The following is a 22649-nucleotide window of genomic DNA, read 5'->3' as shown; positions in this document are numbered from 1 at the left end:
TGGTCATTATTGTAACTATGGGTATAACTTTTATGTCTAAAAAGTAAAATCCCTAAAACATGAAAAGAAAATTACTATTGGCTCTGCCACTCTTAGTATTTAGTTTAGGTGTAAATGCTCAAATTGACACCATAAATGCTAAAAACAACAAGTTGTTGCTTCAGAATTTAAAAGAAGGAACCAATACTTATTTGGTTTATATGACAGATTCTTTAATGGCGAAGAGAAGTATTGGAGACATTTGGAAAAGAACAACCAAATTAACTACATTTCATCAGCAACCGGTAATAGAGTTTAGGTGGGAATGGATGCATGCTGATACTTTGTTAGCTACGATCATTAATATCTGTGATAGTAAAACATTGGCGCCAATTTATAGGCATGGAAATTACAAGGGCAGGGGGATTTTTGCTTATGATTATAAAGATGATTTCATGTTGCCTACGGATACTGTAAAAAATAATTTGGCAATTAAAAAGGGAAAGGTTCAATTAAATATTCCGATAATAAGCTGGGAGTTAGATTTAGAAACGTATGCTTTATTGCCCATTAAAAAAGTAGGGCAAAAATTCGATATCTCATTTTTTGATCCAAATGAAGCCAAACCAAGTTACCACAGATATGAGGTAGTTGGTAAGGAAGATTTAGTGCTAAATAATGAGGTAAAAACAAAATGTTGGTTGCTTAAAATTAATTATACGCCAGATAGTTATGCCACATTTTGGTTAACCGAAAAGAATAAAGAAGTGATTAAAATGAAAGAATATTTTAAGGGTAAATACAGAGTTAAAGTATTGCAGTATTAAGTCCGAAAACATTCAGATCTAGATTTCTAACTTTTTAGATTTGAGGACTACATGTTTTTCTCTCTAACATTTTGATTTTAAGAATAATCTCACTACATTTGCAACCCGTTTTAATAGCGGAAATAAATTATAAATCACTTTAAAAAACAATGATGAATCAGTACGAAACTGTTATCGTTCTTACCCCGTTGTTGTCAGAAGATGTTGCAAAAGAGGCTTTAGCTAAATTTAAAGGCATTATTACTGATAGCGGAGCCGAAATTATCGCAGAAGATAATTGGGGTTTGAGAAAATTAGCGTATCCGATTGAAAAAAAAGCAAGCGGATTTTTCCACCTTACAGAATACAAAGCTGAAGGAGAATTAATTAACAAGTTAGAGTTAGAATTGAAACGCGACGAGCGTGTTTTACGTTTCTTAACTGTAAGATTAGATCGCCATGCGATTGCTTATAGCGAGAAAAAACGCAGTGGAGCTTTTAACAAAAAACCTAAGAAAGAGGAGGCTGGAGCATAATGGCAAAGGATCAAATACAATATGTTACCGCTCCAAAAGTGGATGATAACAGAAAAAAATACTGCCGTTTCAGAAAAAATGGTATTAAGTATATCGATTACAAAGACGCAAACTTCTTGTTAAAATTCATCAATGATCAAGGTAAAATTTTACCTCGCCGCTTAACTGGTACTTCATTGAAATTTCAACGTAAAGTGGCTCAAGCGGTTAAACGTGCACGTCACATCGGTTTGTTGCCTTTCGTTACTGACCAATTAAAATAAGCGCAGAGAAATGGAAATTATTTTAAAGCAAGATATCAAATCACTAGGTGAGAAAGATGATATCGTTACGGTAAAACCAGGTTACGGTCGTAATTACTTAATCCCTCAAGGATTTGGTCAATTGGCTACACCATCTGCTAAGAAAGTATTGGCAGAAAACTTAAAGCAAGCTGCTTTTAAACAAGATAAAATTAAAAAAGATGCTGAGGGTATCGCTACTCGTTTAACTGATGTTAAATTAACGATTGGTGCTAAAGCTGGCGAAACAGGTAAGATTTTCGGTGCTGTAAACACTATCATGATTGCTGATGCATTAAAAGCTCAAGGTTTTGATGTAGATCGTCGTCGTATTACTTTCGAAACTGAACCTAAAATGGTTGGCGAATACGTAGCTAACTTAAACTTACACAAAGAAGTGAAAGTGAAAGTTCCTTTCGAAGTTGTAGCTGAGTAATTTATCTACACAGATAGTATAGACCGTTCCGATTAATGTCGGAGCGGTTTTTTTATGTATCAATTTTAACATTAAGGAATTAAAGCTTATGTTCCTTAACTTCTTGCTGGTAACTAAGAGAATGTTAAAATTTAAATAATTATATACCTTTACTTTTAATGACAAAAAGAGCAAAACCTACTAGCAAAAAAAAGCAATCTTTACTAAAACGCATCAGCATAATTGCAGGTAAAGTCTTAATATGGTTTTTTCTATTTAGTGTGATTTGGGTATTAGCTTATCGTTTTATCAACCCACCAATAACTTTGTTAATGGTGCAACGTAATTGGGAGCGCAAAGCGGATGACAAACCAAGGAAAATGGCTCAGAAATGGGTTAAGTTCGAAGATATTTCCGATAATATGAAACGTGCTGCTGTTTCTGCAGAAGATCAGCTCTTTTTACAGCACATGGGTTTTGATATTAAAGCTATCGAAAAGGCATATGCGAGTAACGCAAAAGGCAAAAAGGTAAAAGGCGGAAGTACTATTTCACAACAAACTGCTAAAAATGTATTTCTATGGCCAGGAAGATCATACATTAGGAAAGGTTTTGAGGCTTATTTCACCTTATTAATCGAATTGTTGTGGAGCAAAGAACGAATTTTAGAAGTGTATCTGAATGTAATAGAAATGGGCGATGGTATTTACGGAGCTGAAGCTGCATCACAGGCATATTATGGCAAATCATGTAGTAGTTTAAGTAGGAGTGAGGCATCTTTAATTGCTGCTTGTTTTCCTAATCCATTACGATGGACACCTAAAAGACCAACAGGATATATTAGACACCGTCAGTATTTAATTATGCGAAATATGAGAAGGTTAGGGCCGCTTGACTTTTGATGGAAATATAAGAGGTAAGATGGATGGCTGTGCTACATTCAATTTTACACTTCATATCTTACATTAATCGTGATCTTTATTCCAGCGCACTTTTATTCCCCCTTTACCATCGTCAACTGCTTTAAGGTGTAAAACAATACCTTTCATACGAGCTTGTTCTTTAGCTGCTTTATCTGTTATATTCTCATCTTTTTTAGGGTTTCTTAATGGAATATCCATCGCAATATCAGTTCCTAGGCCCAAGCCGTATATTCCTTTCATGTTAAAATTTAATACGCTGGTATTAAACTGCATAGGACTAATTATAATTTTATCTCCGTTTAAAGTTAAAGTGCCATCTAAATTATCAATAGCTATATTAGAAAAATCTCTGTTTGCAAAAGCAAGTTTTTGTACCTTTTCTAAAGGTTGAAAACCAATAAGCGCTGCATTATTTAAGCTGAAAATCACTTGACCGTACATAGATCTGGAAACTACGTTTCCTTTATCAGTTATACTGCCAACAGCGTTTACTTTTGCGGAAAGATAACCTTTTATATTTTGATTAGTAATGGAAGTCTGCCCAAAATTCTCAAATGCATAAAAGAAATCTTTCACATTTACTTTGCTAATTATAGAGTTGATGGTAAATTTATTTATAGCTCCAGATTGTTTAACGTTTCCTGTTAAATTCAAATTTCCGCCTGCATGACTGACATTAATTTTGTTAAAATAAATTCCATCACCTACCATGGAAATGTTAGCACTCAAATTATTAGCGACAAAGCGATTATAAATTGCTTTGTTAACATTGAGTTGAATTTGGATTTTAGCTGCTTCTAATACCGCACTTAGTTGGTCTGAAACTTCTTTTATAGAATTGTTAATAGCAGGTTTTCTTTTTACAGATTTTCTTACACCTAAAAGTGGCATAAATTCACTTAAATATAATTGTGGACTGCTTAATTTTAAGTTAACCAATATCTTCTCAGGAGCCGTATAGTAGAAATTAAGGAAATTTTCAATAGAACAATTCATGTTCAAGATGCTCTTCCCCAATTGAAATCTACTGCCTGTAATGTTTAAATCTTTTTGATTAAAATTGAGCATCAAAGAGCTATTTACCAAGTTCATATTGCGAGGCAAATAGGTAATGTCTGCATCTTTAATAGCAACATTTCCGGTTAAAACAGGCTTGGTAAATCTAAAATTATCAATATCTGCTTTGCAATATAATCTGACATCTGCTGTGCCTTTCTTAAATCTAAAAGTTTCTCCGCCAAGGGAGCTATTTAATTTTTCTAAAGGGAATTGAGAAGTTACGAATCCAGCAGCAACTGGTCTAGCTAAATTGCTAATTAAAAAAGTATCAACTTTCAGTGGCGCATTGTAATAATTGCCAGTTAAGGCATAAAATTTAATTGCCGAATTTTCATCACCAATGGCTTTGTTTAGTGTGTCTTTGTTAGTAAATGTTCCAGTGAAATTACATTTAGTCAATTGACCAGAGGGAATGGTTACTGTATTATCTTTAACAATCATTCGTACATTAATAAGCGGATCTTTACCGCTTTTATTACCATCATCTATAATATGGCCAGTTACTGCAATGGGTTTATCGATGGCAAATTTTAATAATTTGGATGAAATATTTGGTGACAATAACAAAGCGATGTTTTTGTATAAGATCTTGTCAGCCCTAATGTCAATAGAAAATGCAAAATCGTTTTTCGCTAGATCTATCTTAGCCCCAATAAAAAATTCATCCTCACCGATATTTAGTTTTTCCTGATCAATAGTAACTACTTTGCTTTTGTTATTGTAATGCGCTATTAAAGTCCCAGTTAATGTTCTATCCTTCAAAAAACTTCCTTTTTTAGTATTAAAAGCAAAACTTTTAATTGTGGTGTTGAGTTTTAAACTCCCATTCCAGCCAGAATCTGGATAATCTATTTTCCCTTTAAGATCATCTACTAAAAAGTGAAAAAGCTTAAATCGTTTTTGGTTATCTACAATTAAATTAACGTTATTAAAATCAACTCGTTTAATTTCAAAATCATTTGAAGATTTTGTATTTGTAGGTTTAGCGTCTTTTTTAGATTTAAACATGCTCGTATTGCTATAGCCAGAACTATCGGTATAGAGGTAAATAGCGGCATTATTTATTCCTATCTTATTGATTTTAATGCTTCCTGCAATAAGCGAAAAAATATTTAAAGAAACATCTATATCATTTGCATTCAATAAATCATGTTTGTGTTTTACCCACAAACTATCTCTAAGTTGTACTTTTTTTAAAGAAACTGAAACACCTGGAAATCCTTTTAACAATGTAGTTTCCATACTCTCCACATCTATTTTTCCACTTACATTGGCATTCAATTGATTGAGAATTGTACTTAAAATAGCTTTATTATTATGATTAATATAATAAGCCGCACCTAACCAAATTAATAGGATTAAAACAAAAAAAGATGCAAGTATTTTAATGGAAATTTTGAGCCAGCGAGACATAGATGGGTTTTGATGTTATTAAAGATAACAAATTAAACCCTTTAAAGTTTGATTAGGACAACAGGATTCCTCGTCCATTGAATCATTAATTCAATAGTCTGTTTTTTAGATGGTTAAGAATGTCCAAATGTATTATAGTGATTAAATTCCTAACTGTTCTGCAAAAATATGTTGATGCCAACTGTTTTCTAATGGTACTTCCCATTTTTGCTCATATTCTGCCAAGGTTTGTACCATATTATTAAATACGATAGTTTGTGGACCAATTTTTTTGATGGTAATTAAAGTCTCGAAATCTTCTTTTGTATTTACATAAATATGGCCATCTAATTTATAAGCCATATTAAATCGATCAAATAAATCAATGCCATACGTAGTTTCAATTTCTTTAATTACACGAACCGATGAATCTATAGAACAGCCTGTAGCCGATGCTGAATCCTGATCTACAATTAAAACAATAAAAAAATTGTAACGTATTTCTGCTTTTGCTTTGAGCTGATGGCCATGGGCTTTCCATTGCATAGTAAAAGCATCCAATTTTTGCTGTATTTCTTCAGCCTCTGCAGCTGTAAACTCACGGTTACTTTGGTAAATCCAAACTTTAGAATGTGGAGAAAAAATCATATTTCAAATTTATCATTTTATTTAATTTACTTCTCTAAAAACTCCCTTCTAATGAAAAAGTTTACATTGAACTTAAAAAAGTGTGTTTTCATTCTTGTATGCCTAGCTTTTTGTGTTTTTTCAGGATTTGACTTACCTGAAGAGAATACAGTTTTCATCCAAAATATGCTCACAAAATATTACGACAAGGAGGGGCAAAATCAAGAAATTAAGCGGTATGAAATTAATGTTACTAACACTGGTTTTTGTCGTTATAGGAGAGTTTATACGAATGGAAAGGAAGAATATTTTGCCTTTAATTTATCTCGTTTTAAAACAATGGATTATTACGGTACATCCACCAAAGGTGATTTATATTTGCGTACAAAAAATGATGACGTAATAATTCAAACACGTAACGATAGCAAAGGGGAGATCGATTCGATGGGGACTTATGTAGTTATTCCTTTAAAAAATATTGATGTAGCAGAATTAAATGCTTTGGCAGAGAATTTTAAAAAAATAAATCAAACGCTATTAGCAAGCAGTAAATAAAAATTTACAACCCGTTCGCTTTAACTGTAATTTCTGCAATATCCAAAACTTTAACTTCTTGGTCTTTATCCTTCAATTTAACGCCATCACTTAACATTGTCATGCAAAAAGGACAACCAGCAGCAATAATTTGTGGTTCAGTTTCTAATGCCTCTTCAATTCTTTCTATATTGATGTCTTTATTTCCTCTTTCAGGTTCTTTAAACATTTGTGCACCACCAGCTCCACAACAAAGTCCGTTACTTTTGCAACGTTTCATCTCTACCAATTGTGCATCTAGAACTTCAAGTGCCTTACGTGGAGCTTCATAAACTCCATTTCCTCTGCCTAAATAACATGGATCATGAAAGGTAATTTTACGACCTTTAAAGCTTTCGCCACCTTCAGCTTTAAGTTTACCTTCATTAATCAAATCTTGTATTAATTGAGTATGATGTATCACCTCATATGTGCCACCTAAACCAGGATATTCATTTTTGATGGTATTGAAGCAATGTGGACAACCCGTTACAATTTTTTTGATATTATAACCATTCAACACCTCAATATTTGTCATTGCCTGCATTTGGAAGAGGAATTCGTTTCCAGCTCTTTTAGCCGGATCTCCAGTGCAGCTTTCTTCTGTGCCTAATACAGCATATTTAATGCCTACATGATGTAGAATTTTGCAAATATCCCTAGTAATTTTCTGAGCTCTTTCGTCATAACTACCAGCACATCCCACCCAGAATAATATTTCAGGCTCTTCGCCCATAGCCATTAATTCGGCCATTGTTGGTACTTTAAATTCCATTTTTTAGTATTTAGTAGTTCGCATCAAGTAGTAGACTTGAAACTTCCTTAATCTTTATCTTATCCTTCTTGCGCCCAATTAAAACGATCCGATGGAGAATATTTCCAAGGTGCGCCGTTATTTTCTACGTTCCCTAACATCGCATTAATGCTTGTTGGAGCAATAGATTCTTCCATTACAGCAAATCTACGTAACTCTACAATTATAGCTAATGGATCAATATTAATAGGACAAGCTTCGGTACAAGCATTACAACTTGTGCATGCCCAAATTTCTTCTCGGCTGATGTAATCATCTAATAGAGATTTTCCATCTTGATGATCAACACCATGCTTATCTATGTTTTTACCTACTTCTTCTACACGATCGCGGGTGTCCATCATAATTTTACGGGGTGACAATAATTTTCCCGTTAGATTAGCTGGACATACCGAAGTACAACGACCACATTCTGTGCAGGTGTAGGCGTTCATCAAATTTACCCAAGTTAAATCATTCACATCTTTAGCGCCAAATTTACCAGGAGCAGTTTCTGCAGGTGCGAAAGAAGGATCAAGCATTGCTTTTACCTCATTAGTAACGCTTGCCATATTTGTAAATTCGCCTTTAGGTTCCAAATTCGAAAAATAAGTGTTCGGAAATGCAAAAAGAATGTGAAAATGTTTTGAATAGGGAAGGTAATTTAAGAAAGCAAAAATACCCACAATGTGAAACCACCAACATACCCTTTCTACTAATATTAAGCTACTTGCTGATGTTGGTAATAAACCTTGCAAATAAACGCTTACTGGAAAGGCGCCTGCACTTATATAATGACCTTCTCCTAAAGATTGCAATTTAGCATCCGAAGCATTCATGAATAAAAACGCAGTCATTAATAAAATTTCGGTAATTAAAATATAATTCGCATCAGATTTTGGCCAAGATTTCATTTCAACACCACTAAAGCGTTTTAATTTTAAAACATTTCTTCTGATAAGAAAAATGGCACAAGCCAACCATACACCTAAAGCTAAGAGTTCAAATGAGCCAATTAGGAAGTTGTAAAAACTACCTAGGCCAGCAAATACTCTGTGTGAACCAAAAATACCATCAATCATGATTTCTAAAACCTCAAGATTGATAATAACGAAACCTAAGTACACCACTAGATGCAGTAAAAAGGGTATTGGTCTAACCGCCATTTTGGTTTGACCAAAAGCTACTTTGAGCATGGTCGATAATCTTTTTGCAGGCTGATCTGTACGATTTTGTGGTTTACCTAGCTTAATATTACGAATTACTTTACGGGCGTTAAATGTAAATAGCGCAATTCCCGCAAGCGTAAGAATTAAGAATATTAGTTGTGATGCCATAGTTAATTTGCTGTAATGGTTTAGCTAAGTTAAAATATTTAGTTTTAAAAAATTTATTATGCATGCATAAAATTAAAAATTTAGAATGGATATGAATAAATTTTAGTTTTTTATCGTTTGTAAACGATTGATTTAGAGTTAAAATAGTCTTATAAATATTTTACAAGAAAAGAAAAATGAAAAAATGTTGGTAGCTTTAAAAAAAGACACTACATTTGCAATCCCAAACGGGAAGTAGGTACGGTAGCTCAGTCGGTAGAGCAATGGACTGAAAATCCATGTGTCGCCGGTTCGATCCCGGCCCATACCACTTTAAAACCTCAGAGAAATCTGGGGTTTTTTCGTTTGGAGAATTTTTATATTGAATAAGATTTGAGCCTAATTTGGCGTAGAATTTATCGCTGACACGTATGTCGTAAAGATGTCGTAAACAAGACGTAAATAAATTAAATTTAGTTAGAAACTGATAGCAAAAACTATTAATGATATATTCCCTTAAACAACTACTGGAGGAATAATTGCATCCTGTTCTGCTAGTGATTTTACATTTGCTAAGGCTTTAGGCCAAATTTCTGCAAACATTTCAATCATTGCTTTATTATCTTCAGTATCATCCATCTCCATAAAGACGTGTAATTCTGTTTTGCCATCTAAATCTATCAATGTATAGTTCTCTTTAGCTCCTGCCCATTTCTTTACTTCATCGCTTTCGAAATCTTCGATCCCGTTCATCACCATTCCTAAATGTTCAATTGACATATAATCATAAGGGATGTTTTCTACAATTCTAGAAACCATTCCGCTATTTTCAGCTCCTAAGAATAAGGCTTTACTTCCTTTTTTCCAATCCGTTTCTACTCGAGATCCTTCACTAAAAGCTGCAGTCCACATTGGATACGTTTTTTCACCCCAAAGTACATTCCATACTTTTTCTTTAGGTGCATTAATTTCAATTTTAAATTCCATGATAAAAAGAGTTTTAAGTTTTTGGTTATATGTAATAATAAAAGCTATCTACCCATTTTGCTAAAATCCATGTACAGTACATTCCATCTATGTCCATCTACATCGATAAAACCGCCGCCATACATCCAGCCATCTTTTTCTCCGCCATTGGCATAAATTTTACCACCAGCATCTTCGGCTCTTTTTAGCATTTGATCTACTTCCTGAGGACTTTCTGCATCGATAGAGAAAAGTACTTCAGTGCCAACAGTCGTATCAGCAACTTTGTTTCCGCTAAAACCAGCAAGCACGTCATCTGTAAATAACATGAGTACTAATTTTCTATCACCAATAAAAAAAGATGCCATTGTTTTGGTAATAGGATTATGTTCATTAAGCGTAAATCCCATTTGGGTAAAGAAAGCGACTGATTTATTAATGTTCTTTACTGGAAGATTAATCCAAATATCTTTTGTCATAATTTTTCGTTTTAGTTAACAAACTAAAGTTCAGTAATTAATCCATAAAAAAGAAGGTGGGATAAGACATTTTAAAGGTGTAATGACGACATTTTACCCAAGCGCATTGTAACAAGCTCTGCAACGAGGCTCGTAACTGTCTTTTTCTCCTAATAAAATCTTTGCATCATTAGCTACGGTACGGTATGAATAAACCGCCGGACTACCACAACGCATACAAACTGCATTTACTTTGGTCACATGCTCTGCAATAGCTAATAGAGCAGGCATTGGGCCAAAAGGTTTGCCTAAAAAATCCATGTCTAAGCCAGCAATAATAACTCTAATTCCTTTCAAGGCAAGTTTATTACACACTTCAGGAAGGTCTTCGTCGAAAAATTGTGCTTCATCTATACCTACAACTTGCGTGTTGGCACCTAATAATAAAATAGCCGATGAACTATTAACAGGAGTTGATTGTATAGAATTTAAATCATGAGAAACTACTGCGGTTTCATCGTAACGTGTATCGGTTTTAGGTTTAAATATCTCTACATTCAGTTTTGCAATTTGCGCTCTTTTTAGCCGTCTAATTAATTCTTCTGTTTTGCCTGAGAACATGGAGCCGCAAATTACTTCGATGCTTCCACAAAATTCTCCTCTTCTAAAGTTTTGCTCGCTGAATAACATTTGTAAAGGTATTTTAGCCAAATATAAAAGAATTTTATAGTACTTTTGATTGTCATTTATTAACATAAATCTCCCATTTTTTCGTTACACAGTTATGATGAAACAAGAAGATCTCTTTAAGAAATTAGGATTGATATTAAATGAATTGAATGAACAATATCAATTTTTGGCGCAAAACCCACAACAACTCAATGAGTTAGAATTGGAGCTTTTTCATGCTAATGCAAATTTCTTAGCAGACCATGTTCAAATCATAAAGAAAATAAACCTTAGTCCGCAAACTCCTCTTGCATTAGCACCTGCTGATGAAAATCAAGAACTATCTGAAAATACAACTGTAATAGATGATATTCAGGATGAGCAACAAATGGAAGAAATAGCTTTTGCAAATCAATCTGAAGAGTTTGAATCTCCTATAGAAGAAAAACAGAGTCCAGATTTATCAGAAATAGAAGAAGAGGTTTTTAAATTGGATAATGAACCTTCAAAATTTGAGTTTATTTTAAATGACCACTCTGAACATGAGAAATTTGATTTTGAAGAAAAAAGCGTTGATGAAATTTTTGATAGGCCTTTAAGCGAGGAAGAAGAACGTATTTTAGCACAAAAAAGAAAATTAAGAGAGCATCTGATAGAAGAAATTATAGAGACTGATGAAGATGAAATTGGCCCTGAACCATTTTTAGTTCGAAAAGAGGAAGATTTTCCAATAATGCCAAAAGATATTGAATTAGAAGAAGCTCCAACTCTAGAAGTTAAAGTTGACAAAAATGAACCTGTTGAAGATCCAAACTATAAGCCAACTTTAAATGATTTGTTGGCAAATAGATCAGCAACTAATCTAAATGCTAGTTCAACAGCAGGTATTTCAGATTTAAAACAAGCAATTAACTTAAATGATAAATTACTTTATATTAAAGATCTTTTTAATGGTTATAATTTGGCTTATGCCGAAGCAATTGATTTAGCTAATAAACTACCAAATTTTGAAGCTGCAGATAATTTCTTTAAAAAGAATTATGCTGTCAAAAATAATTGGGCAGAGAAACAAACGACGGTTGATAAATTTTACGAACTGTTAAATCAACGGTTTAAATAAATCCCATTCTATTCGAATCGAGTTTTAAGAAGATAAATAACAAAATCGTAAAGCTCCATAAAGATGACCCGCCATAACTAATAAATGGTAATGGAATTCCAATTACTGGCATTAAACCAATAGCCATCCCTATATTAATAAATACATGAAAGAAGAGAATGCAAGCAATGCAATAACCATAAATTCTAGAAAAAGAAGAACGTTGTCGCTCTGCAATATTTACAATTCTTAAGAGTAAAAAGATATACAGTCCAATTACTACAAAGCAACCTACAAACCCCCATTCTTCACCTACTGTTGAAAAAATAAAATCGGTACTTTGTGCTGGAACATATTTTAATTTTGTTTGTGTTCCTTGTAAAAACCCCCTTCCTGTTACTTGTCCAGAACCTATAGCAATTTTAGATTGAATAACATTATAGCCAGCACCTTTATTATCTTTCGCTAAACCCAGTATCAACTCTATGCGTGTGCGCTGGTGCGGTTGCAAAACGTTGTTGAACATAAATTTAGCAACAAATAGATAAGCAATAGCAATTAGTGTGATTACGCCTATACTAATCATTTTTTGTTGACGCTTTCTATTCGTATAAATAAACAAAGCTCCAATTAGTAAGATAGAGGAAATGAGTATAAGTGGTGATAGGAAAAGATTCAGAATAAATAGTAAAACAGCTCCCCAAAATATAATTAATAGATTACCAGGTAAACCTTCTCTATATAAAGGAAACATAAAAGATAAAAATACCAACATGGAACCTGCATCTGGTTGCAATATGATTAACATCATTGGTAGTATTATAATTGCTCCTGAAATAACAATTGGCTTTAAAGAATTAAGCTTAACGTTAAAGGAACTGATATATCTTGCTAAAAGCAGAGCTGTACCAAATTTAGCAAACTCCGAAGGTTGTAATCTAAATGAACCGATAGGAATCCAAGCTTGATTTCCGCCTACATTTCTACCAACAACTAATACAACGAGCAATAAAAAAATGGTTACTCCATAAATTATTGGAGCAAATACACTAAAAAATTTGGCGTCGAATAGTAAAATAGATAAGCCTAAAATTAAACCAGTTCCTGCAAATATGAGTTGTTTCCCATAACTCGCACTAAAACTAAAAGCTGTGGTTTTATCAGGATTGTATTCTGTAGAATAAATATTTGCAACTCCTATTGCACACAAAGCGATGTAAATCAATATGGTTATCCAATCTACATTAAAGAAAAACCGATTACTTTGATGTTGCATTGCTTTTTGGTTTAATAGCTAATTTATTAAATTGATTTTGAGCAACTCTTGCTTTTGCGGGTAAAGCCTTTTTTAAACTATCGGTTTTTTTTAAACTATCTGGCTTACTAAGTGGTTTTACTAATGGTTTGGTCACAAAAACAGGTAATAAATTAGCTTCTTTATACATTTCTATCGTACTGCCGTTTATTCTTCTTCCTGAAAGGGAATCGGTTAAATACTTTTCGGTTATATAACTTGCAATTGGAGCTGCATAAGCACCGCCATAACCACCATTTTCGACAATTACAGCAATGGCAATTTTTGGATTATCTCTTGGGGCAAAGCCGATAAATACAGAGTGATTTTTACCTCGGCTGTTTTGTACAGTACCAGTTTTTCCGCACATAATGATATTCTGCAATCTCGACTCCGTAGCAGTACCCCATGATTGATTTACAGCATCTTCCATACCATCAATTACCGGCTCAAAAAAACGAGCATCAATGCCTACAAAATGTTTTTCTTTATATCTAGGTGCGATATTCTTTCCATTTCCAATAGCTTTAACTACATGTGGTTTTAAATAATAGCCTCTATTGGCAATAATTGCCATGATATTAGCCATTTGCAAAGGTGTAGTATTAATTTCTCCTTGCCCAATAGCTACTGACATAATAGAAGTGTTACCCCAATATTTGCCGCGATGTAGTTTATCATAATCGGCAGCTCTAAACAATTTATATGCTTTTTCGCCAGGAAAATCTATCCCTAATGTATCACCAATGCCGAACTTTCTAACCTTATTCTGCCATGTCTCATATGTATTATGTTGTTTTGCATAAGAACCGCCATTCTTTGTCATCAGCTTTGCGAAAATGTTATAGAAATAGGTATTGCATGAACGAGCAATTCCTCGGCGCAAGCTAATATTACCATCAACGTGCTCACATTTAAACTTTCTATTTCCTGCTATGTAATACCCAGGGCAATTAAATGTGGTATTTGGGTCTACAACTCCTTCACTCAATGCAATTAACGCATCTAATGGTTTAAAAGCAGAACCAGGACTATATCCACCCTGTATTGGTCTAACAACAAAAGGCCGATTAGGGTTAGCAAAAATTTCCCTATAATTTGGACTAAAGTTATTTCCTACTAATTTGTTTGGGTCATATCCAGGGCTACTCACGAAAGCTAAAATTTCTCCAGTACCTGGTTCTATTGCAACGATACTTCCGACTTTGTTAGCCAATAATTGTTCACCTAGTTTTTGTATTCTACTATCAATTGTTGATGTTAATTGGTCTCCAGAAACTGCCAATGAATCCAGTTTTCCGTTTGCATAACTTCCTTGCGCTACACCATGTGCATTATAAAGCATGTTGGTAACACCTTTTGTACCTCGCAATACAGCTTCGTATTCTCTTTCAATACCACTTTTACCAATGTAATCTCCTGATTTGTAGTAGCCCGCATGTTTTTCTATATCCTTTGGGGTTACTTCCCTCATATATCCTAAAAACTGACTAGCAATACTATCTGGATAATACCTAATGGTTCTTTTTTGAACATAAAAACCTTTGTAATTGAAGAGTTTCTCTTGTAAAGCCGCATACGTTTGTACCGATAACAGTTTTTGGAGAATAGAAGCTTGATACCTAGACTGTACGACGGCTTTATGAAATTTCTTTCTAAAATCGACGATATCAATTCCAATAATCTGGCAAAGCGATAATGTGTCAAACGGTTTTACCTCATTTGGTGTAACTAGAAGATCATAAGTAGGTTGGTTCTGAGCTAAAATCTGATTATTTCGATCTAAAATTACACCTCTAGCTGGGTAAACGTAATATTTTCTAAGTGCATTACTGTTAGCGCTTAAAAAATATTTATCGCTAACCACCTGCATATAAAAAAGTTTGCCCAAAAGAATGAGGGCAATCAAAACAAATAAACCTTGAATAATATATTTTCTATTAAACAATTGATCCATTAATTCGATTTTCTATTATGGAAGATAAATTCGACCAATAAAACTAAAAAAAGAGTAAAAATAACACTTAAAACACATCGTCCTAAAGTGTAAGAGAATTCGCTTAATTTAAATGCTTCTAAAAAGAATACTACAAAATGATGCACAAAAATACAAAGAATGGCATAAATGGAAAACCATTTGAAACCCATATTCCCAAGTGAGGGTTCTGGTTCATCAAAAGCATCGCGGTTTACACTGACAGAAATAAATAAAATCCGTACAAATGCTAACGCAACACAAGCTGTGGTGTGTACACCTAATGTATCGTAAAAGGAATCTAGTGTTAAACCAGTACCAAAAGCGATAATAAAAAGTAATAGATTTGGTATCCCGAAAGGAAGAACCAAAATAAATAATACGTAAATAAAAGGGGTAGAGAGGTTATAAAAACTAAGATTCCGCAATAGGAAAACCTGTACAAATAAAAGTACAAACCATCTAAATATATTGATGAAAATAGTTTTACTGTTCATTAGGTGTTTGAGTTTCTAGAACTTTCTGTTCTTCCGCTAATCGGTTTTTAATAATGTACACATATTGTAAAGTGCTAAAATCGTTAAAAAGATTAATTTCTAACGTCATAAAGCTATCTCCTGTACTAATTTGTGTTTTGCTTATTTTGCCAACTTCTATCCCTTTAGGAAAGCCGCCAGCTCCGGAAGTCACAATAGTATCACCAATACTAACTTTAAAATGATTTGGTATTTCTTTAACGTACGCTTTTCTGAAATCGAAATTTCCATCGCCCCAAACCAAAGAGCCAAACGCATTATTTTTCTTAAGATTTACGCTTATTAAAGTTTCTTTGTGTAATAAAGATCTAATAGTAGCCAAATGCGGTGAAACATTTAATATAAAGCCAACAACACCTTTATTTGGAGAAATAACTGCCATATCTTTTACAATACCATCATCACTACCTCTATTTATTGTGATAATATTATTGCGTTGAGTAACGGAATTTTTAATCACTTTGGCTGAAAGTAATGTGTATTGTTGCTGATTTACAGTGTCCCTTACAATAACTGTTTTACTACTGTCGATGTTTTTTAAGGAAAGTAGCTCTGTTTTAAGCTTTGCGTTTTCTATAGCAAGACTATCGTTAACTTGCCCTAAATTTAAATAACGTTTTAAAACATTTAAACGCTCGTAAGCACTACCTACTACTTCATTTGTAGAATTTAAGGTTACACTGCGTTGAAAAACATTATTTTTTAATGTAATAATAATTCCAGCAGTAAAGAAAATGATGAAAAAGAAAAATGCGTTATATCTGCTTATGAAAATCCAAAGGTTACGCATATCTCGATGTAAGATGGAAGAAGTAAGATGTAAAATGGGTCAAAACATCCTTCCATTTTACATCTTCCATTTTCCGTGATTATTATTGCATTAAAAATTTAAAATTACCAATGTTTTTCAGAGCGATACCAGTACCACGAACAACTGCACGAAGTGGATCTTCTGCAACGTGAACGGGTAATTTTGTTTTAGCAGCAACACGTTTGTCTAAGCCACGCAACAATGCACCACCACCGGTTAAATATATACCCGTTTGATAAATATCAGCTGAAAGTTCTGGGGGTGTAATCTCTAACGCTTTTAAAATCGCTTCTTCAATTTTTGAGATTGATTTATCTAAACAATGCGCAATTTCAGTGTAAGAAACCGTAATTTGTTTTGGCACACCTGTCATTAAATCTCTTCCTTGTACAGCGAAATCTGCAGGTGGATCAGCTAATTCTGGTAAAGCTGCACCAACTTCAATCTTGATTTTTTCCGCAGTACGATCACCAATCATAATGTTGTGTTGACGACGAATATAATTCACAATATCACTATCGAAATTATCTCCTGCAACGCGGATAGATTGATCGCAAACAATACCAGATAAAGCGATAACAGCAATTTCTGTTGTACCACCGCCTATATCGATAATCATATTTCCCATTGGTTCTTCTACGTCAATTCCAATACCTACGGCAGCAGCCATTGGCTCATGAATTAAGTAAACTTCTTTTGCTCCAGCAATTTCTGCGCTATCTCTAACTGCACGTTTTTCAACTTCGGTAATCCCGCTAGGAATACAAATTACCATTCTTAAAGATGGAAACATCCATCCTTTACCACCATTTAACATGCGAATCATTCCTTTAATCATGGCTTCTGCAGCATTAAAATCTGCAATTACACCATCTTTTAAAGGTCTAACTGTTCTAATATTATCGTGTGTTTTACCTTCCATTTGCATCGCCTGACGGCCAATTGCAATGATTTTGTTTGTTTGCCTGTCAAAAGCAACTATCGAAGGTTCGTCAACTACTACTTTGTCGTTATGTATGATGAGGGTGTTTGCGGTGCCTAAATCTATAGCAACCTCTTGTGTAAACCAATTAAATAAACCCATTTATATGCGGTGTTTTTTTGTCTTAAATTAATGTGTACTTATACAATGTAAAAATACACCTTTTTATTGTATTCCGAATTAAAAAATTAGTGCTTAAAATGTCTAACCCCTGTGGTAACCATAGCAATTCCTTTTTGATTACACATGTCGATAGAATCCTGATCTTTAATTGATCCACCAGGTTGTAAAACAGCAATAATTCCCGCATCAGCAGCTAACTCAACACAGTCAGGAAAAGGGAAAAATGCATCTGATGCCATTACTGCGTCTTTTAAACTAAATCCAAATGCTTCTGCTTTTACAACTGCTTGTTTCAAGGCATCAACTCTAGAAGTTTGTCCAACACCACTTGAAATTAACACATTGTCTTTTACAAAAACAATGGTATTTGATTTGGTATGTTTTACAATTTTATTAGCAAAAATTAAATCTTTAATAGATTCTGCACTTGGAGCTTTTTCAGTAACAACAGTCATTTGATCAGCACCTTCAAGACTTAAATCTTTATCCTGCTCAATTACACCATTTAATAAAGTTTTGAATTGTTTTTTACTTAATTCAACTTCATTACGTTGTAAAATCACTCTGTTTTTCTTTGCTTTAAACAATTCTACGGCTTCTGGTTGATAAGAAGGAGCAATTAAAACTTCAAAAAATAAGTTGTTAATTTCTTGTGCCGTTGCTAAATCAACTTCCTGGTTTGTAATTAAAACACCTCCGAAAGCAGAAACTGGATCGCAAGCTAATGCATCTTTCCAAGCTTCTAAAACGGTAGATCTTGATGCTAAACCACAAGCATTGGTATGTTTTAAAATGGCAAAAGTTGGTTCTGTAAATTCATCAATCAAACTAACAGCTGCATCTACGTCAACTAAATTGTTATAACTTAATTCTTTACCGTTTAATTTTGTGAACATTTCATCTAAATTGCCATAAAATGTTCCTTGTTGATGAGGATTTTCGCCATAACGTAATGTTTGTGCTTGTTTTACACTTTGCTTAAATACGTTTAATGGTTCTTCTGCATTAAAATAATTGAAAATTGCTGTGTCGTAATGAGAAGAAGTGTGGAATGCTTTTTTAGCATACGATTTACGTTGAGCTAAAGTTGTTGCGCCATCTTGTGACTGTAATTCTTCTAATAAAGTTCCGTAATCATCTTTAGATGCAATAATTACTACATCATTAAAGTTTTTAGCGGCAGCACGGATTAATGAAATCCCACCGATGTCAATTTTCTCAATAATTTCGGCATCAGTTCCTCCAGCTTTTACGGTTTCTTCAAACGGATAAAGATCTACAATCACCAAATCAATTTCAGGAATTTCATATTGAGCAATTTGCGCTGCGTCTCCAGCTAAATTTCTGCGATTTAAAATTCCACCAAATACTTTCGGGTGCAAAGTTTTTACACGACCACCCAAAATAGAAGGGTATCCAGTTAAATCTTCAACAGCAGTTACTGGTAGGTTTAAATCCTTAATAAATTGTTCTGTACCACCTGTAGAAAACAGGGTTACGCCTTGTTGGGCTAAATATTGAACAAGAGGTGCTAAACCATCTTTGTAATAAACTGAAATTAAAGCGTTTTTGATCTTAACTGGTTGGCTCATTGAGGTATTATTTTAAGCCGCAAAGGTAAGAAAAACGAATGTTTTTTTGAGATGTTTTTTAAAGAAAAATGAAGAAAGCGTTCTAGTGTTAAATTGCTTTATTGTTCTATATGGACTTAGCTATTTAGCACTGCAAAAATTAAGCAATTCTTGCTATTTTTTAATTTTCTTAATAATGCTTTCTACAACACGTGGATAATGCAAATGCTCTAATTGCTGGCCTTTAAATTTTATCATTTCTAGGTTATCGCCCTTATCAATGCGGTATTTTGCTTGATAAATGTATTCTCCCTCATCATAATTTTCATTTACATAGTGGATAGTAATTCCGCCTTCAGGCTCACTAGCTTCCATTACCGCTTTGTGCACAAAATCTCCATACATTCCTTTTCCGCCAAATTTTGGTAAAATAGCAGGGTGTATATTTATTATCCTGCCTGGATATTCTTGCAATAAATTTTTAGGAATTAACCATAAAAAGCCTGCCAATACAATTAAATCAATATCTAAGTTTTTTAGAAGATCAATAATGTTTTCGGTTTTATAAAATTCATGTTTATCAAAAATATGAGAAGGGATTTCAAAACTATCTGCACGTTGTAAAACATAGGCGTCAGGATTATTTGTTAAAACTAAAGCAACTTCCACTTCTGTGTTGCGTTTAAAGTGTTCCATTAATTTTTGGGCATTGGACCCTGATCCTGAAGCAAAAATTGCGATGCGTTTTTTCACTAAGCTTTGATGTTTTTTTCAAAAATAGCATTTTACCCTTTTAATGAAAGAGTTTTTGAAATTTTAAATATATAAGTTGGTCATTTTAACGGATATGCGATAATAATGTAACTACTTAAACATTCATTTTTATATTGACAGCTAAGTTTTTAACAAATTAGCATGAACTATAAAATTATTTTCAAAAGCATTTTGCATTTTAAAAACATAAACTCTATATTTGCAGTCCGAAAAATAGTTAACACAGAAGATATAAAAGGCTAAACAATAATGGCAAATCATAAATCGTCTTTAAAAAGAATTAGAGCAAACGCGACAAAACGTCTACGTAACAGATATCAAGCAAAAACTACACGTACATTTATCAAAAGATTACGTGCTGCTGAAGATAAAAAAACTGGTGCTGAGTTATTACCTAAAGTAATTTCTATGTTAGATCGTTTAGCTAAGAAAAACGTAATTCACAAAAACAAGGCTGCTAACAACAAATCTAAATTAACGAAATTCGTTAACGGTTTAAAATAGTTCGCTTTTTTAATAATATTGGAACGGTATTACCTTAAGTGATATCGTTTTTTTTGTGCCTAAAATTTTAATAGATTACAGAGGATCAATATCAAACATTGCAGGTTGAACAAGCAAAAAGTGTTGACTTTTTTTCAATTAAAGCGTTCATACAGTTTTTACAATTGACCTTGAAAGCACATTAAGATTTATTTAATTCTTGCTCCCTGTCTAGTTTACTTCATTTAATTATGTTTCTAAAACTCGTTTAGTCAATATGAACTAATTAAGATTAAGTTCGAGTCTTCTTCGTAGTAAGTCCGCGTCTAGTCCGCATCTAGTCCGCATCTATTCTAAAATAATGCGGACTATGTGTGGATTTATTATGGATTTAATATCACCTTAACACGAAGCAAACATTAAGACAAAACAGTGTTCTTTTGTTAAATATTAAAGAGGAGTTTTTTGGTAATTAATTTGCTTGCTATTTATTTATTACATGGAAGCGTCCTTTATACTAGATCCATTAAAATTTTCTATATTTATCATAATCAATCCATCCCTAATAACATTATAAATTATAATTAAAAAATGGAATGGATAATTACGATCAAAAAATAGGCATCAAAGCCTGGGCAGAAGCCGATAGACCAAGAGAAAAATTACTTTTGCAAGGGAGAAGACAATTGACTGATGCAGAATTAATTGCAATCTTAATTGGTTCTGGTAGTAGAACTGAAACTGCAGTAGATTTAAGTAAACGAATACTCAGTTTTTACCAAAATGATTTAGCCAAGCTATCCAAATTGAATGTTAAAGAACTTTCGAAATTTAAAGGAATTGGGGAGGCAAAAGCTATTGCTATTGTTGCTGCATTAGAATTGGGTAGAAGAAGAAAAGAAATTGAAGAGGACGGACCTATAAAAATCACCTCCTCTAAAGACGTTTATTTTATTCTTAAACCAGAACTTACAGATTTACCACATGAAGAATTTTGGGTATTGTTGCTTAATAGAGCCAACTTTGTTATAGGTAAACAATTTATTAGTAAAGGTGGACAAGCTGGAACGGTAGTAGATCCGAAAATTATTTTCAAAGTAGCGATTGAGCAAAATGCCTCTTCAATTGTATTAGCACACAACCACCCCTCTGGTAATTTAACAGCAAGTGAAGCAGATATTAAAATTACTAAACAACTTATTGAGGCAGGAAAAATCTTAGAAATTACAGTTTATGATCATCTTATTATTAATGATTACTCTTTTTTAAGCATGGCTGATGAAGGATTAATTTAAAACAAAGACAGGTTTATACTAATTTAACATTCAATTTGTAATTTAGTAGAATGATGAAAAGAACATTTTTAATCTTACTACTATGTTTATCGATAGTGTCGGTAACAAATGCACAGAAAAATCAGCCAATAAATATTATTTCTTATAATATCAGATTAAATGTAGCATCTGATGGAATTAATGCTTGGCCGAACAGAAAGGATAATGTTAAAGCGCTAGTTAGGTTTTACGACGCTGATATTTTATGTGTTCAAGAAGCTTTACCAGAACAATTTGATGATTTGTTAGCTAATACAGATTTTGATGTGGTTGGTGTTGGAAGAGACGATGGTAAACGTAAAGGGGAATTTTCTGCAGTATACTTCAACAAAAATCGTTTTGTGAAAAAAGATGGAGGCACTTTTTGGTTATCGCTAACGCCTGATGTGCCAAGTAAGGGTTGGGATGCTGCCTTAAATAGAGTTTGTTCTTGGGTAAAGTTGTATGACAAATTAAATAAAAAGGAATTTATTGTTTTTAATACACATTACGATCACATTGGCGTGCAAGCAAGAATTGAATCCGCTAAGTTAATCAAAAGGAAAATCCAAGAAATAGCACCAACATTGCCAGTTGTATTTACAGGAGATCTAAATGTAACTCCAGAAACTGAAGCAATTGCGACAATCAAATCATTTTTAATTGATGCAAAAGAAATTTCAATCGAACCTGCTTATGGCCCAACTGGTACATTTAATGCGTTTAAATGGGATAGTCCTTTAAAAGATAAAATTGATTATATCTTTGTCAATAAGGCATTTAAAGTACAAAAATTTGCAGTACTGTCTGATAGTAAAGATCAGCGCTATTATTCAGACCACTTACCAGTTTTTGCAAGATTGTTTTTTTAGCGAGGTTTAATAGTTGAATTAAA

24 protein-coding genes and 1 tRNA gene are annotated in these 22649 nt (G+C 33.2%); 11 read left to right on the top strand and 14 right to left on the bottom strand.

Translation table 11 applies throughout. The features are described from left to right. The first annotated feature begins 59 nt into the window (after window positions 1-59). The 5 genes from ACHMWN_RS00925 to mtgA all read left to right on the top strand — a co-directional run bounded on the left by ACHMWN_RS00925 (window position 60) and on the right by mtgA (window position 2919). The gene (locus tag ACHMWN_RS00925; protein ID WP_397297033.1) at window positions 60-806 is read left to right on the top strand and encodes a hypothetical protein; all 747 of its coding nucleotides are present in this window, start codon (window positions 60-62) and stop codon (window positions 804-806) included. A 152-nt stretch (window positions 807-958) separates the two neighbouring features. Next, window positions 959-1321, top strand: a complete 363-nt coding sequence (gene rpsF, locus ACHMWN_RS00920; RefSeq protein WP_173272592.1) for a 30S ribosomal protein S6 — start codon at window positions 959-961, stop codon at window positions 1319-1321. Then, the gene (gene rpsR, locus ACHMWN_RS00915; protein ID WP_055132310.1) at window positions 1321-1584 is read left to right on the top strand and encodes a 30S ribosomal protein S18; all 264 of its coding nucleotides are present in this window, start codon (window positions 1321-1323) and stop codon (window positions 1582-1584) included. Before rpsF ends, rpsR begins: the two co-directional genes overlap by 1 nt. A gap of 10 nt (window positions 1585-1594) precedes the next feature. Further along, window positions 1595-2038, top strand: coding sequence for a 50S ribosomal protein L9 (gene rplI, locus ACHMWN_RS00910; RefSeq protein WP_372820547.1), 444 nt, complete (start codon window positions 1595-1597; stop codon window positions 2036-2038). A gap of 158 nt (window positions 2039-2196) precedes the next feature. Continuing rightward, the gene (mtgA, locus tag ACHMWN_RS00905) at window positions 2197-2919 is read left to right on the top strand and encodes a monofunctional biosynthetic peptidoglycan transglycosylase (protein WP_397297030.1); all 723 of its coding nucleotides are present in this window, start codon (window positions 2197-2199) and stop codon (window positions 2917-2919) included. Between the two features lie 63 nt (window positions 2920-2982). Here mtgA and ACHMWN_RS00900 read toward each other — a convergent pair whose 3' ends face one another. Both ACHMWN_RS00900 and ACHMWN_RS00895 read right to left on the bottom strand, forming a co-directional pair. Beyond that, on the bottom strand, window positions 2983-5412 hold the full coding sequence (locus ACHMWN_RS00900) for an AsmA family protein (protein ID WP_397297028.1): 2430 nt from the start codon (window positions 5410-5412) through the stop codon (window positions 2983-2985). A gap of 141 nt (window positions 5413-5553) precedes the next feature. Further along, entirely contained in the window at window positions 5554-6039 is a 486-nt protein-coding gene (locus ACHMWN_RS00895; RefSeq protein WP_397297026.1) for an ABC transporter ATPase, read from the bottom strand. Between the two features lie 51 nt (window positions 6040-6090). On the opposite strand from ACHMWN_RS00895, the gene ACHMWN_RS00890 reads away from it, so the two are divergent. After that, window positions 6091-6573, top strand: a complete 483-nt coding sequence (locus ACHMWN_RS00890; RefSeq protein WP_397297024.1) for a hypothetical protein — start codon at window positions 6091-6093, stop codon at window positions 6571-6573. A gap of 4 nt (window positions 6574-6577) precedes the next feature. Here the strand turns inward: ACHMWN_RS00890 and ACHMWN_RS00885 are convergent, their stop codons facing one another. After that, on the bottom strand, window positions 6578-7366 hold the full coding sequence (locus ACHMWN_RS00885; protein WP_397297022.1) for a (Fe-S)-binding protein: 789 nt from the start codon (window positions 7364-7366) through the stop codon (window positions 6578-6580). 59 nt (window positions 7367-7425) lie between these two features. Continuing rightward, window positions 7426-8721: a 4Fe-4S dicluster domain-containing protein gene (locus ACHMWN_RS00880; protein WP_397297021.1), complete on the bottom strand. Its 1296-nt coding sequence runs from the start codon at window positions 8719-8721 to the stop codon at window positions 7426-7428. A 237-nt stretch (window positions 8722-8958) separates the two neighbouring features. Here ACHMWN_RS00880 and ACHMWN_RS00875 point away from each other — a divergent pair. Continuing rightward, window positions 8959-9031, top strand: a tRNA-Phe gene (locus ACHMWN_RS00875). Window positions 9032-9216: 185 nt separating this feature from the next. On the opposite strand, the gene ACHMWN_RS00870 is transcribed toward ACHMWN_RS00875, so the two are convergent. The 3 genes from ACHMWN_RS00870 to ACHMWN_RS00860 all read right to left on the bottom strand — a co-directional run bounded on the left by ACHMWN_RS00870 (window position 9217) and on the right by ACHMWN_RS00860 (window position 10814). Beyond that, a complete protein-coding gene (locus tag ACHMWN_RS00870; RefSeq protein WP_397297019.1) occupies window positions 9217-9687 on the bottom strand; it encodes an SRPBCC domain-containing protein in 471 nt (156 codons plus the stop codon). 44 nt (window positions 9688-9731) lie between these two features. After that, window positions 9732-10145, bottom strand: coding sequence for a VOC family protein (locus tag ACHMWN_RS00865; RefSeq protein ID WP_397297017.1), 414 nt, complete (start codon window positions 10143-10145; stop codon window positions 9732-9734). Window positions 10146-10238: 93 nt separating this feature from the next. Next, window positions 10239-10814: a thymidine kinase gene (locus ACHMWN_RS00860; protein WP_397297015.1), complete on the bottom strand. Its 576-nt coding sequence runs from the start codon at window positions 10812-10814 to the stop codon at window positions 10239-10241. Window positions 10815-10944: 130 nt separating this feature from the next. On the opposite strand from ACHMWN_RS00860, the gene ACHMWN_RS00855 reads away from it, so the two are divergent. After that, window positions 10945-11913: a hypothetical protein gene (locus ACHMWN_RS00855; RefSeq protein WP_397297012.1), complete on the top strand. Its 969-nt coding sequence runs from the start codon at window positions 10945-10947 to the stop codon at window positions 11911-11913. Here ACHMWN_RS00855 and rodA read toward each other — a convergent pair. From rodA to purN, 7 genes are all read right to left on the bottom strand, one after another. After that, window positions 11906-13168: a rod shape-determining protein RodA gene (rodA, locus tag ACHMWN_RS00850; RefSeq protein ID WP_397297009.1), complete on the bottom strand. Its 1263-nt coding sequence runs from the start codon at window positions 13166-13168 to the stop codon at window positions 11906-11908. The genes ACHMWN_RS00855 and rodA overlap by 8 nt on opposite strands. Next, complete coding sequence (gene mrdA, locus ACHMWN_RS00845; RefSeq protein ID WP_397297006.1) at window positions 13152-15143, bottom strand: penicillin-binding protein 2; 1992 nt, start codon at window positions 15141-15143, stop codon at window positions 13152-13154. Before mrdA ends, rodA begins: the two co-directional genes overlap by 17 nt. Further along, a complete protein-coding gene (locus ACHMWN_RS00840) occupies window positions 15143-15658 on the bottom strand; it encodes a rod shape-determining protein MreD (protein WP_397297003.1) in 516 nt (171 codons plus the stop codon). Before ACHMWN_RS00840 ends, mrdA begins: the two co-directional genes overlap by 1 nt. Next, window positions 15648-16487, bottom strand: coding sequence for a rod shape-determining protein MreC (mreC, locus tag ACHMWN_RS00835; RefSeq protein WP_397297000.1), 840 nt, complete (start codon window positions 16485-16487; stop codon window positions 15648-15650). Before mreC ends, ACHMWN_RS00840 begins: the two co-directional genes overlap by 11 nt. Before the next feature lie 82 nt (window positions 16488-16569). Beyond that, window positions 16570-17592, bottom strand: a complete 1023-nt coding sequence (locus ACHMWN_RS00830; RefSeq protein WP_173272216.1) for a rod shape-determining protein — start codon at window positions 17590-17592, stop codon at window positions 16570-16572. Window positions 17593-17678: 86 nt separating this feature from the next. Continuing rightward, window positions 17679-19205, bottom strand: coding sequence for a bifunctional phosphoribosylaminoimidazolecarboxamide formyltransferase/IMP cyclohydrolase (gene purH, locus ACHMWN_RS00825; RefSeq protein ID WP_397296997.1), 1527 nt, complete (start codon window positions 19203-19205; stop codon window positions 17679-17681). Window positions 19206-19358: 153 nt separating this feature from the next. Beyond that, a complete protein-coding gene (gene purN / locus ACHMWN_RS00820; RefSeq protein ID WP_397296994.1) occupies window positions 19359-19937 on the bottom strand; it encodes a phosphoribosylglycinamide formyltransferase in 579 nt (192 codons plus the stop codon). Window positions 19938-20207: 270 nt separating this feature from the next. On the opposite strand from purN, the gene rpsT reads away from it, so the two are divergent. From rpsT to ACHMWN_RS00805, 3 genes are all read left to right on the top strand, one after another. Continuing rightward, window positions 20208-20462: a 30S ribosomal protein S20 gene (gene rpsT, locus ACHMWN_RS00815; protein WP_055132277.1), complete on the top strand. Its 255-nt coding sequence runs from the start codon at window positions 20208-20210 to the stop codon at window positions 20460-20462. A 575-nt stretch (window positions 20463-21037) separates the two neighbouring features. Then, window positions 21038-21736, top strand: coding sequence for a DNA repair protein RadC (radC, locus tag ACHMWN_RS00810; RefSeq protein ID WP_397296991.1), 699 nt, complete (start codon window positions 21038-21040; stop codon window positions 21734-21736). Between the two features lie 53 nt (window positions 21737-21789). Beyond that, on the top strand, window positions 21790-22626 hold the full coding sequence (locus ACHMWN_RS00805; protein ID WP_397296989.1) for an endonuclease/exonuclease/phosphatase family protein: 837 nt from the start codon (window positions 21790-21792) through the stop codon (window positions 22624-22626). Window positions 22627-22649 lie beyond the last annotated feature (23 nt).

Origin of the sequence: Pedobacter sp. UC225_61 (genome assembly GCF_044452285.1) — a bacterium.
Classification (GTDB): Bacteria; Bacteroidota; Bacteroidia; order Sphingobacteriales; family Sphingobacteriaceae; genus Pedobacter.
Note: the sequence above shows the minus strand (reverse complement) of the source record. Positions and strands in the feature narration are given on the sequence as shown.

Coding starts and splice junctions, on each gene's coding strand:
- rpsT (WP_055132277.1), top strand. CDS start 20,208: ATGGCAAATCATAAATCGTCTTTAAAAAGAATTAGAGCAAACGCGACA.
- ACHMWN_RS00880 (WP_397297021.1), bottom strand. CDS start 8,721: ATGGCATCACAACTAATATTCTTAATTCTTACGCTTGCGGGAATTGCG.
- ACHMWN_RS00840 (WP_397297003.1), bottom strand. CDS start 15,658: ATGAACAGTAAAACTATTTTCATCAATATATTTAGATGGTTTGTACTT.
- radC (WP_397296991.1), top strand. CDS start 21,038: ATGGATAATTACGATCAAAAAATAGGCATCAAAGCCTGGGCAGAAGCC.
- ACHMWN_RS00870 (WP_397297019.1), bottom strand. CDS start 9,687: ATGGAATTTAAAATTGAAATTAATGCACCTAAAGAAAAAGTATGGAAT.
- rpsR (WP_055132310.1), top strand. CDS start 1,321: ATGGCAAAGGATCAAATACAATATGTTACCGCTCCAAAAGTGGATGAT.
- rplI (WP_372820547.1), top strand. CDS start 1,595: ATGGAAATTATTTTAAAGCAAGATATCAAATCACTAGGTGAGAAAGAT.
- mreC (WP_397297000.1), bottom strand. CDS start 16,487: ATGCGTAACCTTTGGATTTTCATAAGCAGATATAACGCATTTTTCTTT.
- ACHMWN_RS00900 (WP_397297028.1), bottom strand. CDS start 5,412: ATGTCTCGCTGGCTCAAAATTTCCATTAAAATACTTGCATCTTTTTTT.
- ACHMWN_RS00885 (WP_397297022.1), bottom strand. CDS start 7,366: ATGGAATTTAAAGTACCAACAATGGCCGAATTAATGGCTATGGGCGAA.
- mtgA (WP_397297030.1), top strand. CDS start 2,197: ATGACAAAAAGAGCAAAACCTACTAGCAAAAAAAAGCAATCTTTACTA.
- ACHMWN_RS00805 (WP_397296989.1), top strand. CDS start 21,790: ATGAAAAGAACATTTTTAATCTTACTACTATGTTTATCGATAGTGTCG.
- ACHMWN_RS00890 (WP_397297024.1), top strand. CDS start 6,091: ATGAAAAAGTTTACATTGAACTTAAAAAAGTGTGTTTTCATTCTTGTA.
- ACHMWN_RS00860 (WP_397297015.1), bottom strand. CDS start 10,814: ATGTTATTCAGCGAGCAAAACTTTAGAAGAGGAGAATTTTGTGGAAGC.
- mrdA (WP_397297006.1), bottom strand. CDS start 15,143: ATGGATCAATTGTTTAATAGAAAATATATTATTCAAGGTTTATTTGTT.
- rpsF (WP_173272592.1), top strand. CDS start 959: ATGAATCAGTACGAAACTGTTATCGTTCTTACCCCGTTGTTGTCAGAA.
- purH (WP_397296997.1), bottom strand. CDS start 19,205: ATGAGCCAACCAGTTAAGATCAAAAACGCTTTAATTTCAGTTTATTAC.
- rodA (WP_397297009.1), bottom strand. CDS start 13,168: ATGCAACATCAAAGTAATCGGTTTTTCTTTAATGTAGATTGGATAACC.
- ACHMWN_RS00830 (WP_173272216.1), bottom strand. CDS start 17,592: ATGGGTTTATTTAATTGGTTTACACAAGAGGTTGCTATAGATTTAGGC.
- ACHMWN_RS00895 (WP_397297026.1), bottom strand. CDS start 6,039: ATGATTTTTTCTCCACATTCTAAAGTTTGGATTTACCAAAGTAACCGT.
- ACHMWN_RS00925 (WP_397297033.1), top strand. CDS start 60: ATGAAAAGAAAATTACTATTGGCTCTGCCACTCTTAGTATTTAGTTTA.
- ACHMWN_RS00865 (WP_397297017.1), bottom strand. CDS start 10,145: ATGACAAAAGATATTTGGATTAATCTTCCAGTAAAGAACATTAATAAA.